The organism is Aeromicrobium sp. PE09-221 (assembly GCF_002174305.1).
Classification (GTDB): Bacteria; Actinomycetota; Actinomycetes; order Propionibacteriales; family Nocardioidaceae; genus Aeromicrobium.
Map to the genome: position 1 here is coordinate 1 of NZ_MIJB01000030.1, position 12,231 is coordinate 12,231.

A 12,231-nucleotide genomic window follows, 5' to 3' on the forward strand; every position below is an offset into this window, starting at 1 on the left:
CCGAAGGCAGCTTGACATCCATAGGAGCATCTCCTACGATGTCGCCATCATCGGCGGCGGGCCCGCCGGGCTCGGCGCAGCCACCGCGCTGGGACGCTCGCGCCGCTCGGTCCTCGTGATCGACTCCGGCGAGCCGCGCAACGCGCCTGCCGAGCACGCGCACAATGTCTTCACCCGCGAAGGCACCCCGCCGCGCGAGCTCCTCGTCCTCGGCCGCCACGACACCGATCCTTACGACGTGACCCATCTCGACGACCGCGTCACCGGTGCGCAGCATCAGGAGGAGGGCCTGTCGGTCACGGTCGCCTCGGGTCGTGAGATCACCGCGCGCCGCCTCATCCTCGCGACCGGCGTCATTGACGAGCTGCCGGACGTTCCCGGACTCGCCGACCACTGGGGGACCCAGGTGCTGCACTGTCCCTACTGCCATGGGTGGGAAGTACGCGACCGGCGCATCGTGGTGCTGGCCACCACGCCCATGGCCGGGCACCAGGCCTTCCTCTTCGGCCACCTCGCCAGGGACCTGACCGTCGTGGGTCCCGCCGTGGACGAGATCGAGGAGGAGAGCCGGCGGCAGCTGGAATCCCTCGGATACCAGCTGATCTCGACTTCGGTCGATCACATCGAGTCCGAGGAGGGACGGCTGGTCGGTGTCGCGCTCACCGACGGCAGCACGCTGCCGGCCGATGCCGTCACCGTCGCCCCGCGCTCGGTGGCACGTGCCGAGCTCTTCCTCGATCTCGGCGGTGAGCTCGAGGAACACCCCATGGGCGGGTTGATCATCCCGAGCGATCCGTTGACCGGTCGGACCCCGGTGGACCGGGTCTGGGCGGCGGGCAATGTGCGGGATATCGCCGCGATCGTCGGCCAGTCGCACGCCGACGGCGTACGCATCGGAGCCGTGGTCAATGCCGACCTGGTGATGGAGGACGCCGTCCGCGCCGCCGGGTAGTCAGCCGAAAGGGTCGGGCGTGGCCCCACCCTCGGGTGGCGGTACGTGTCAACCTCCACCGCAGCGATGAGGTTGATGATCTACCGCCACCGCAGGGTGAGAGGTTGATGATTCACCGGCGGGGCGGCGAGGGCTCATCTGGACTCTTTTCACCGGAGTGGGAGAATCGGTGACCATGGGGACTCAGCAGCCGACATCGACACCCGCCGGTGAGGCCGGCGGGGGCGTCGCCGCGCTGCTGCGACGAGCCCAGGAGGTCGCCGATCAGCTGCGTCGCGATGCCGAAGCCGAGGCTGAACGCGCCACTGAGGAGGCGCATCGCCTCGAGGCCGAGGCCCGGGAACTCCACGCCGCCGCCACCGAGGCCCACGACGAGGCCGCGAGCGCGCTCAACCGCGCACGCGGCCAGTGGGACGAAGCATCCAAGGACGCGCACGAGCTCCTCCTCGAGGCCAGCGACCAGGCCAGCGTGATGATCAGCGCCGCCGAGCAGCAACGCGATGAGCTGCTCGGCGAGGCCCGCGCGGCGGCCGAGGCCGAACGCGCCGAGGCGCGCGCCCTCCTCGATCGCCACTCGCAAGAGGCCCGCACGGCCCTCGAATCCGCGCGTGCCGAAGCCGAGCGGCTCCTCGCCGAGGCCGCCGAGCGAGCCGCGGAGCAGGACGCGGCCACCGATAACCTCGTCGCCACCCGCGCGGCGGAGGCCCAGGCCGCTGCCGATGCCATCACGCAGGAGGCCACCCAGCGTGCCACCGAGCTCGTCGAGCGTGCCACCGCCGACGCCGCTCAGCTGCGCGAGGCCGCGCAGACCGATACCGAGAAGCAACGAGCTCAGGCCGCACAGGAGCTCGCCGATGCCCGCGAACAGGCGACCACCCTCGTCGACGATGCCCGCGCCGAAGCCGACCGCCTCGTCACGGCGGCCGGCGAGCAGATGACCTGGGCGCGGGAGACGGTCGCGTCCCTGTTGCAGACCGCGGAGCTGGAGGTCCAGCGCATCCGGCTGAGCGGACACCGCGATGCCGCAGCGACCGTACGACGCACCCGCGCCCAGACCCTCGAGATCGTCCGGCGGCTGCGGATGCGTCTCGCGGGCCAGATCGCCGATGCCGACCATCAGGCCCAGGAGCTGGCCGATGCCGGCCTCGCGGTGCAGCACGAGGCCGAGCAGCGCGCCGCCTCCCTCACCGCCGAGGCCGAACGTCACGCCGCCACGGTGCGACGCGAGGCCGATGACTACGCCGCCGCCACCCAGGAGCGCGCCGACCGCCGGCTCGGCGAGGCCGAGTCGGGAGCCAAGATGCTGCGGACACGCGTCGCCGAAGAGGTGGTCCGCAAGCAGCGAGAAGCCCACGACGAAGTCCAGTCACGCCGCGAAGAGGCTCATCGCCTGCTCGCATCGGCCCGCCAGGAGGCCGATGCGCTGCGGAGTGCAGCCCGCACGATGCTCGACGAGGCCCGTGACGAAGTCACCCGCCTGCGCCAGCGTCGCGATCAGATCACCTCCGAGCTCGGTCAGCTGTCCGGTGTCATCACCGCGCTGAGCGTGCCGGAACATCCCACCACGACCACCGAGGAAGACGCCCATGACGCCTGATTCCCCTTCCGACTTCCGCATGGTCCTGCGCGGTTACGAGCCGTCGCAGGTCGACGCCCGGCTCCAGTCGCTCGCCGACGAGGCGGCTGTCGCCCGTCGGCGGATCAACGAGCTCACCGCCTATCTGGAGAAGCTCGAGGCGGAGCGGGAGTCCGAGCGCACTGCCAGTGAGCTGCCCCAGGAGCCGCCGAGCTTCGAGCACCTGGGCGCCCGTGTGGGACAGATCCTCGCCCTCGCCGAGGAGGAGGCCCGGGAGCTGAAGGAACGCGTCGGCAGCGAGCTCGACGCGCGCCAGGCGGAAATCGAGGGCTCCGCGCAGCGGATCCGCGATGAGGCCGATCTCTACGCTGAGAAGCGCCGGGCGGATGTGGACGCCGAGGTGGCTCGACTCCTCGAGGACGCCCGGCGCACGGCCGATGACCGGATCGACGCCGCCGACCGTGAGGCCGCCGGCCGTCTCCAGGAGGCCGAGGCGATCTACGAGAGCCAGCGCGCCAAGGCGGCCAAGGCTGCGGCCGACTTCGAGAGGACCCTTGCCGAGCGCCGTGAGGCCGTCGAGGCGGACTTCCAGCAGCAGATGGCAGAGGCCGAGCGCCGCAGCGCGGAACTGGAGTCGCGTCTGGAGAAGCGCCAGGCCGAGGCCGATGCCGAGTATCAGGACCGGCTCCGCGAGGCCAACCGGCTGCTCACCGAGGCTCAGCAGCGTGCCGAGCAGATCGTCGGCGAGGCGAAGGCGGCCGCTGCCAAGGTGCGGTCGGAGTCCGAGCGGGAGCTGGCGGCGGCCTCACAGCGCCGGGACGCCATCAATGCCCAGCTGGCCAATGTACGGCAGATGCTCGCGACCCTCACCGGCGGCAACGTCCAGTTCGCCGATCCCTTCGCGGATGCCGAGGATGTCGACACCGATGAGACCGGCGAGGATGAGCCCGAGTCCAGGGAGTCCGAGGAGACCTCGCAGATCGAGCCGGTCGAAGACGAGGACGCGACCGAGCGGACGCGCGTCATCGACCTGAGCAGCGACGACAAGTCCTGAGCTCATCCCTCGGAGCGCCGGGCGCGTCCCGAGGGCGGTGACCTACGCACCTCTCGAAGCGGTCGAGACGTGCATAACCAACCGCTCGCCCAGTTGAGACGTGCGTAGGTCACCGCTCACGGCCGGGTGCTCAGAGCCGCACGAGGGTCCAGATCGCCATGAGGCCGAGCACCACGATGCAGGCCCGCAGCACGGCCGGGGGGAGCCGGCGGCCGACGCGAGCACCGATCCACCCGCCGACGAGCGAGCCGGCGGCGATCAGGCCGACGGCCGTCCAGTCGATCGGGTGCTTGCCGCCTGTGGACGCCACGATGACATAGGTCGTCGCGGCGACGCTGTTGACGGCCATGACGAGGATGTTCTTGAGCGCATTGTGACGTTGCAGCGTGTCCGGCAGCAGGAATCCCAGAATGCCCACGAGCAGGATGCCCTGTGCCGCCGCGAAGTAGCCGCCGTAGACCCCGCACAGCGCGATCAGCGGCAGCAGGACGGCCGCGCGCGCCAGGCCGATCTCCCGATCCGCGGGAGTGCGAGGGCCGCGACTGCGGACATACCGCTGGAGCATCGGCTGCCCCACCACCAGCACGAGGGCAAGGGTCAGGAGCCACGGGACGATCGAGACGAACGCGTCCTCGGGCAGGTGCAGCAGCAGCCAGGCTCCGCCCAGCGCCCCGGCGAGGGATGCGGGCAGGAACAGCGCGACCCGGCGCGCCTGCCCGGCGAGCTCACGGCGGTAGCCGAAGGATCCGGAGATATTGCCCGGGATGAGGCCGACCGCATTGCTCATCGTCGCGGTGACCGGGGGGACGCCGAAGGCGACGAGAGTGGGGAAGGTGATGAGCGTCCCCGATCCCACGATCGTGTTGATGACCCCGGCACCGACTCCCGCGAACAGGACCAGAACCATCTCCACCGGAGTCATCGGACGGCGCCGATGATCGTGGCGGACCTCCGCCCCTCCCCATGCGTCACCACAACAGCCTATCGGCCACGGCGTCTCACCCGGAAAGCGCGGTGATCGCCGCGACGGCCACCGCGGGATCCGCGTACTCGGCGACCTCACCGGCGCCCCAGGGCGGCGGCGTCCGCCGCACGATCACCACGGCGGCGTCGCGTTCGGCGGCAGCCTCGAGTTTCGCCCACGTATAGGAGCCGCCCGAGTCCTTGGTCACCACGACATCGATGCCGTGCTCGCGCATCAACGCGCGTTCGCCGTCGAGGGTGTACGGGCCGCGGCTCGCCAGTACCGTCCAGCCGGACGGCACCACGTGGTCGGGCTCGTCGACCACGCGGACCAGCGCCGGGCGATCGGCGAGCGGGCCGAGGAAATGACCGAGATGGCGTCGTCCGATGGTCAACATCGGACGACGGCCGAGTCCGGCCGCGGCGTCCGCTGCCTCGTCGTGGTCGGCCACCCAGCGCCAGGTCTCCGCTCCCGGGGCATCGCTCCATCCGGGCCGCGCGAGGCGGACATAGGGAAGGTCCTCGGCACGAGCCGCCGCGTAGCCGTTGCGGGTGATCTGCTCCGCGAACGGATGGGTCGCGTCGAGGATGGCCGTGATCCCTCGGGCGCGCAGGAAGGAGCGCAGGCCCTCCACCCCGCCGAAACCGCCGATCCGCACGGGGCCGACCGGGAGGCGAGGCCGCGCGACCCGTCCCGCGAGCGAGGAGAGGAAGGGCCTCCCGGCCTCGTCGAGCAGACGAGCCGCCTCCCGGGCCTCACTCGTTCCTCCCAACACCAGCACCGTGGCTCGTTCACCGCGCTCACTCATGCCAGGGTCCGCATCCGTCCGGCACCGGACGTGGCCAGATCGAGCAGCGCGTCGAGGTCCAGGTGGGACTCGGCGAGATCGGCGAGCAGATCGATCCGCGCCTCGCGGGCAGACGCGAAGCTCACGGACGACTCCGGCAGCCCACGGCCCATGCTGTCGGCGACCTCGGCCAGCAGGGCTCGCCGGAAGCCGTCGGACTCCAAACCGCCGTGCCACATCGTGCCCCACACCGAGCCATCGCGCGCGCCGCCGAGGAACGGCTCGCCGCCGTGCACCGTGACCCTCCCATGGTGGATCTCATATCCGGACACCTCGTGGCCGAGGGCCTCCCCGGCCGGCAGTCGTAGCACTTTTTCGGTCTCGAACCTGGTTTCGACATCGAGCAGGCCGAGCCCCTCGACCCGCGCATCCGAGTCGCCCTCGACGCCGGCCTCGTCGGTGATCGACCGCCCGAGCATCTGGAAGCCGCCGCAGATCCCGAGCACCGCTCCCCCACGGTGCGCGTGGCCGATGATGGCCTCGTCGAGACCCCGGGCGCGGAGCCAGGCCAGGTCGCTGATAGTCGTCCGGGAGCCGGGCAGGACCACGAGGTCGGCATCGTCGAGGCCCCGGACATCGCTCACGAAACGTACATCGATGCCGGGTTCGAGGGCGAGAGCGTCGACATCGGTGAAGTTGCTGATACGTGGGAGCCGTATCACGACGACTCGCAACGGGTCGTGCGTGCGCTGGTCGCGGCGGCCTTCCAGATCGAGGGCGTCCTCGGAGTCCAGCCAGAGGCGAGCATCCCACGGCAGGGTGCCGTAGACGCGGCGTCCCGTGCGCTCCTCGATCGCGTCAAGGCCGGGGCGCAGCAGGCGCTCGTCGCCGCGGAACTTGTTGACCACGAAACCGGCGACGAGCGCCTGGTCGGCGGCATCGAGCAGGGCCACGGTGCCGTAGAAGGCCGCGAACACGCCGCCGCGGTCGATATCGCCGACCACCACGACCGGCATGCGGGCGTGCTGGGCGAGTCCCATGTTGACGTAGTCGCTGTCGCGGAGGTTGATCTCGGTGGGGCTCCCCGCACCCTCGGCGATCACGAGCTCGTAACGACTCGCGAGGTCGTCGAAAGCGTCGTGGGCGAGCACGGCGAGGTGGCGCCGGCCCTCGACGAAGCCCATCGAGGAGATGGTGCCGGCGGGCTTCCCCATCGCGACGACGTGGCTGCGGCGGTCGCTTCCCGGCTTGAGGAGCACCGGATTCATGGCCGGCTCGGGGCGGGCGTGCGCGGCGAGCGCCTGGATCCACTGGGCGCGGCCGATCTCGGCAGTGGTGCCCGACTCATCGGCGCACACCATCGAGTTATTGGACATGTTCTGCGCCTTGTACGGCGCGACGGCGATGCCGCGGCGGGCGAAGGCGCGGCACAGCGCCGTCGTGACGACCGACTTGCCCGCGTCCGAGGTCGTCCCCGCGATCATCAAGCGCGCGCTCATCGCGTCCCGCCCGCTCTCACAAGGAACGGAAGATGTGATTCGGTGGTTGCTCTGGCAGCCATGGAGTCACATCCTCCGTCCGCGCGCCACGGACGATGTGAATCTGTGGCTGCCAGAGCGACCATGGAGTCACATCGTGCGTCGCTCATGACGGCTTCCGCAGGAGGGCGAGGTCCATGATCCAGCCCGCCTCGTACTTGACCCGGTCCCGAGCAGCGCGGATCTCGGGCAGCACCTCGGCGACCGTCCCGTGGGCCAACGCCTCGTGAGCGGTGCCGAGGTTGGCTCCCCACCAGATGGTCCAGTCGCCGAGCGCGGCGAAGGCGTCGATCGAGGACAGCAGCATCGCCGCGATATTGCCCTCGCCGCGCTCCACCGCATCGGGCAGCTTGCGGCCGGTGGTCAGATGCAGCGGGCGACCGATCTCGTGCAGCACGATCGCGTGCCGGGCGGCCAGCAGCTGCAGGCTCGAGACACCCGGAACGACATCGACGTCGAGGCGACGGTGCGCCGCCACGCGATCGAGGATGCGCAGCGTCGAGTCGTAGAAGGCGGGATCGCCCCACACGAGGATCGCGACATCGCCATCGGCCTCGTCGAGCGCGGCGGCGAACCGCTCGGCCCGTGCGGCATGCCAGTCGGCGACGGCGCGCCGGTAAGCCGCCTCGTCGCCGGCGACCCGGGCGCTGCGGTCCCGCTCGGGGTCGCGCACGGTGATCATCCGCGGTGGATCGGGGACGTGCCGGGCGATGATCGCCTCCCGGGCGGCCACGAGCGGATCGTCCTCGCGCTTCTCGACCACGAGATAGGCCGAGACCGAGCGCAGCGCCTCGACCGCCTCGATCGTCAGCTGGTCGACGCCCCCTGGCCCGATCCCCACGACCCGCACCCTCATCGAATCCCCTCGCCTTCGCGTTGAGTGTGGGGGTACCTCCCTGGGGGCACCTCCCTGCACGGAGCTCTGCGGAGTGCTTGGGGGAGACGGAGCGCAGCGGAGTCCTTGGGGGAACGTTTGGATGGCATTTGGGCGTTTTTCACCGTCCAAACGTCACACTCAACGAGTACCCGGGCCTCGATCACTGGCGGTCCTCGAGCTCGCCCTCGACCTCGAGGTAGACGGACTGGAGGGCGGCGAGGGTGTCGGGATCGGGCTCGGCCCACAGACCGCGATCGGCGGCCTCGTGCAGACGCTCGACGATGCCGCGCAGCGCCCACGGATTCGACTGCCGCATGAACTCCTGCGTCTGCTCGTCGAGCACGTACGACTGCGCGAGCTGCTCGTACATCCAGTCGTGCACGACGCCGGTGGTGGCATCGAAGCCGTAGAGATAGTCGACCGTTGCCGCGAGCTCGAACGCGCCCTTGTAGCCGTGCCGCTGCATCGCACCGATCCAGCGCGGGTTGACCACGCGCGAGCGGAACACGCGGCTTGTCTCCTCCGAGAGCGTGCGGGTCTTGACCGCATCGGGGGTCGTCGAGTCGCCGACATAGGCCTTCGGGTCCTTGCCCGTCAGCGCGCGCACCGTGGCGATCATGCCGCCGTGGTACTGGAAGTAGTCATCGGAGTCGGCGATGTCGTGCTCGCGGGTGTCGATGTTCTTGGCCGCGACCTGGATACGCCGGTAGTTGGCGCGCATGTCATCAGCCGCCGGGGCGCCGTCGAGGTCACGGCCGTAGGCGAAACCGCCCCAGGCCGTGTAGACGTCGGCGAGGTCGGCGTCGTCGCGCCAGTTGCCCGCCTCGATGGTCTGCAGGATGCCCGCGCCGTAGGAGCCCGGCTTGGAGCCGAAGATGCGGGTGCGGGCGCGCCGCTCGTCACCGTGATCAGCCAGATCGGCCGCGGTGTGCGCGCGCACGTAGTTCTGGTCGGCGGACTCGTCAAGCTCGGCCACCAAGGCGACGGCGTCATCGAGCATCGCGATGACGTGCGGGAAGGCATCGCGGAAGAAGCCCGAGATGCGCACCGTGACGTCGATACGCGGGCGACCGAGCTCCTCCAGGGGCACGATGTCGAGGCCGTTGACACGGCGCGAGGCCTCGTCCCACGAGGGGCGCACGCCGAGCAACGCCAGCACCTCCGCGATATCGTCTCCGCTCGTGCGCATGGCCGAGGTGCCCCATACCGACAGGCCGACGGACGTGGGGTACTCCCCCGTCTCGTCCAGGTGCCGCTGGATGAGCGAGTCGGCCATCGCCACACCGGTCTCATAGGCGAGGCGCGAGGGGACGGCGCGTGGATCGACCGTGTAGAAGTTGCGTCCGGTCGGCAGCACGTTGACGAGCCCGCGCAGCGGCGATCCGGACGGCCCGGCGGGGATGAAACCGCCGTCGAGCGCGTGCAGGAGGGCATCGAGCTCGTCGGTGGTCTTGGCCAGCCGCGGCACGACCTGTGTGGCCGCGAACTCCAGCACGCGCACCACCTCGGGATCGTCGTGCAGGGCCGTGGCGGCCGACGCGTCCCAGCCGGCCTCCTCCATCGCGAGGACGAGCTCACGGGCGCGCTGCTCGATCTCGTCGACGGCCCCGAGCTCATCGGCACCCTCCTTCAGGCCGAGCGCTGCACGCAACCCCGGCACCGCACCGGTCTCACCGCCCCATACCTGCGAGGCGCGCAGGATGGCCAGCACGAGATTGACCCGCGCCTCGCCCTCGGGTGCCTGGCCGAGCACGTGCAGGCCGTCGCGGATCTGTGCGTCCTTGACCTCGCACAACCAGCCATCGACGTGGAGGAGGAAGTCGTCGAACTCCTCGTCACCAGGACGCTCCTCCAGTCCGAGGTCGCGGTGCATCTCGGCGGCGTGCATGAGGGTCCAGATCTCGGCGCGGATGGCGGGCAGCTTGGCCGGGTCCATCGCCTGGATATTGGCGTACTCGTCGAGCAACTGCTCCAGCCGGGCGATGTCGCCATAGGACTCGGCGCGCGCCATCGGCGGGATGAGGTGGTCGACGATCGTGGCGTGGGCACGACGCTTGGCCTGCGCGCCTTCACCCGGATCGTTGACGAGGAAGGGGTAGATGAGCGGCATGCTGCCGATCGCGGCATCCGTGGCGCACGCGGCCGAGAGGGCGGCGTTCTTGCCCGGCAGCCACTCCATCGACCCGTGCTTGCCCAGGTGCACGACGGCATGCGCGCCGAAGCCACGCTCCAGCCAGCGGTAGGCGGCGAGATAGTGATGGCTCGGGGCGAGGTCGGGGTCGTGGTAGATCGCGACCGGATTCTCCCCGAAGCCACGCGGGGGCTGAATGAGGATGACGATATTGCCGCTGGTGATCGTGGCCAGCACGATCTCGCGCCGATCGTTGACGAAGAGCGTGCCCGGGGCGGCGCCCCATGCCTCGGTGACCTCCTCGACGAGCTCGTCGGGCAGATCGGCGATCCACTGCTCGTACTCGGCGGCGGGGATGCGCACATGGCTCTCAGTGAGCTGACCCGACGTCAGCCACTCCTCGTCCTGGCCGCCCGCGTCGATCAGCGCATGGATGAGGGTGTCCCCAGCCTCCGTGTCATCGTCCATGTCGAGCACACGCGTGATCGTCGGATCGTCGCCGAGGTGGTAGCCCGCGTCCCGCAGGCGATGCAGCAACCGCACCGTCGAGACCGGGGTGTCAAGGCCGACGGCGTTGCCGACCCGGCTGTGCTTGGTCGGATATGCCGACAGCATCAGCGCGATCCTGCGCTCGGCGGGGGGCGTGCGGCGCAGGCGTGCGTGGTTGACGGCGATGCCGGCGACGCGACGGCATCGCTCCTCGTCGGCGACATAGCGCGGCAGCCCGTCGGCGTCGATCTCCTTGAAGGAGAAGGGCGCGGTGATGATGCGGCCGTCGAACTCGGGGATCGCGACTTGATTGGCCGAGTCCAGGGGGGTGACACCGTCGTCATTGGCCTCCCACTCCGCCCGGCTCGAGGTCAGGCAGAGACCCTGGAGGACCGGGATGTCGAGGGCGGCGATGCGTTCGACATCCCAGGTCTCGTCATCACCGCCCGCGCTCACGGCTCCCGGCACCTGGCCGCCCGCCGCGAGGACCGTCACGATGAGCGCATCGAGCGAGTCAAGTGCCTCGTAGAGGTCATCGGGAGCCGAGCGCAACGAGGAGGAGAAGACCGGCCTGCCTACCGCCTCACCGGTGGCGTCGATCGCATCCGCGAGCACATGGGCGAACTCCGTGTTGCCGCTCGCCTCGTGCGCCCGGTAGTAGAGGATGCCGATGCGCGGGAGATCCGTGGGACGCTCCGGACGCTCGCTCCACCCCCAGATGGGCAGGACGGCGGGCGGCTCGAAGCCCTCGCCGGTCAGCAGGATGGTGTCGGACAGGAAGGCGTGGAGCTGGGCGAGATTGGCCGGGCCCCCTTCGGCGAGATAGCGATGCGCCTCGGCGGCCACACCCATCGGGACCGTGGAGTGCTCCATGAGCTCGGCATTGGGCTGCTGCTCGCCGCCGAGGACGACCACCGGGACGCTCGCCCCGCGAGCCGCGGCCGGGACATCGTCGGGCGACCCGAGGATCCGGGCGACGACGAGGTCGGCTTCCTCGATCAACGAGGCGATCTGCTCGTCGGTCAACCGGACCGGGTTGGCGTACTGGTAGTCGGCGCCGCTCGCGCGCGCAGAGAGCAGATCGGTGTCGGATGTGGACAGCAACGCGATGCGCGTCATGCTTCCTCCTCGGGGTTCTCGCCCCTGTCGGCCGGATGCGTCGCGTTCAGTGTCTGGCTCGGCCGCGGGAGTCCCCGCGCGGCCTCACAGTGGCGGAACCGCCCCGGTCTCTCACCGGGTTCCTGAGATCGCGTCGACGTGAGTGCGCCCAGCGTATCCGGGTGACTCACGCCGGGAGCCGAGGGGCATCGCGGCGAGGTGTGGATAACGACCACGCCGCGACGTAGCATGCAACTAGCGTTGCATGCGTGAGGATCACGGCCAGCGCACGACGGCACGGCGTCGCCGACGAGGACATGCTCCATGCCCTGCGCCATCTGCTCCGGGTCTACGAGGGCCGGGACGAGGTGTTGTTGGTGATCGGTGCGGCGCGCGATGGCCAGATCATCGAAGTCGGGGTCGCGGATCCCGACGATGAACCTCGGATCGTGCACGCGATGAGAGCCCGGCCGAAGTTCTGGTCCTGAAACGAAAGGCGGCACGATGACGGCACGAACCCGGCTCACCGATCACGAGGCGCTGGACAGGATCGAGGAGATCGACCCCACCACGGCCCCGACCCGTGACGCCACGGCGACCGACCGGATCGCGGCAGCGGTTGCCGAGCGAGCCGCCGCGGAACAGGCGATCACGGAGGCAGTGCACGATGCGCGAGCGAGGGGCGTGACCTGGGTGGAGATCGCCACTGCTCTCGGTGTCAGCCACCAAGGCGCCCGCCAGCGGTACGGCGCAAGCTGACCACGC

At 70.2% G+C, this 12,231-nt stretch carries 10 protein-coding genes and 1 riboswitch; of the genes, 5 read left to right on the plus strand and 5 right to left on the minus strand.

Going from position 1 to position 12,231, the window contains the following annotated elements; translation table 11 throughout:
* The 3 genes from BHE97_RS16360 to BHE97_RS16370 form a co-directional block, all read left to right on the plus strand.
* Positions 1-952, plus strand: a 952-nt coding sequence (locus tag BHE97_RS16360) for an NAD(P)/FAD-dependent oxidoreductase (protein WP_201791496.1), incomplete at its 5' end; no start/stop codon positions are given.
* Between the two features lie 169 nt (positions 953-1,121).
* Entirely contained in the window at positions 1,122-2,549 is a 1,428-nt protein-coding gene (locus BHE97_RS16365; RefSeq protein WP_140400211.1) for a hypothetical protein, read from the plus strand.
* Positions 2,539-3,582, plus strand: coding sequence for a hypothetical protein (locus tag BHE97_RS16370; protein WP_140400213.1), 1,044 nt, complete (start codon positions 2,539-2,541; stop codon positions 3,580-3,582). The genes BHE97_RS16365 and BHE97_RS16370 overlap by 11 nt, the downstream gene beginning before the upstream one ends.
* Before the next feature lie 130 nt (positions 3,583-3,712).
* Here the strand turns inward: BHE97_RS16370 and BHE97_RS16375 are convergent, their stop codons facing one another.
* The 5 genes from BHE97_RS16375 to cobN all read right to left on the minus strand — a co-directional run bounded on the left by BHE97_RS16375 (position 3,713) and on the right by cobN (position 11,487).
* Positions 3,713-4,504 carry a sulfite exporter TauE/SafE family protein gene (locus BHE97_RS16375; RefSeq protein ID WP_087625111.1) on the minus strand — a complete coding sequence of 264 codons (792 nt, stop codon included), beginning with the start codon at positions 4,502-4,504 and terminating at the stop codon, positions 3,713-3,715.
* A gap of 76 nt (positions 4,505-4,580) precedes the next feature.
* A complete protein-coding gene (locus BHE97_RS16380; RefSeq protein ID WP_087625112.1) occupies positions 4,581-5,354 on the minus strand; it encodes a cobalt-precorrin-6A reductase in 774 nt (257 codons plus the stop codon).
* On the minus strand, positions 5,351-6,832 hold the full coding sequence (locus tag BHE97_RS16385) for a cobyric acid synthase (RefSeq protein ID WP_087625113.1): 1,482 nt from the start codon (positions 6,830-6,832) through the stop codon (positions 5,351-5,353). The genes BHE97_RS16380 and BHE97_RS16385 overlap by 4 nt, the downstream gene beginning before the upstream one ends.
* A 145-nt stretch (positions 6,833-6,977) precedes the next feature.
* Complete coding sequence (gene cobF / locus BHE97_RS16390; RefSeq protein WP_087625114.1) at positions 6,978-7,727, minus strand: precorrin-6A synthase (deacetylating); 750 nt, start codon at positions 7,725-7,727, stop codon at positions 6,978-6,980.
* A 181-nt stretch (positions 7,728-7,908) separates the two neighbouring features.
* On the minus strand, positions 7,909-11,487 hold the full coding sequence (gene cobN / locus BHE97_RS16395; RefSeq protein WP_087625115.1) for a cobaltochelatase subunit CobN: 3,579 nt from the start codon (positions 11,485-11,487) through the stop codon (positions 7,909-7,911).
* Between the two features lie 47 nt (positions 11,488-11,534).
* A riboswitch (cobalamin riboswitch) is annotated at positions 11,535-11,613 on the minus strand.
* Between the two features lie 122 nt (positions 11,614-11,735).
* Between cobN and BHE97_RS16400 the strand changes: the two genes are divergently transcribed.
* Together BHE97_RS16400 and BHE97_RS16405 are read left to right on the plus strand one after the other, a co-directional pair.
* The gene (locus tag BHE97_RS16400) at positions 11,736-11,954 is read left to right on the plus strand and encodes a hypothetical protein (protein ID WP_087625116.1); all 219 of its coding nucleotides are present in this window, start codon (positions 11,736-11,738) and stop codon (positions 11,952-11,954) included.
* A gap of 16 nt (positions 11,955-11,970) precedes the next feature.
* On the plus strand, positions 11,971-12,225 hold the full coding sequence (locus BHE97_RS16405; RefSeq protein WP_087625117.1) for a hypothetical protein: 255 nt from the start codon (positions 11,971-11,973) through the stop codon (positions 12,223-12,225).
* Positions 12,226-12,231 lie beyond the last annotated feature (6 nt).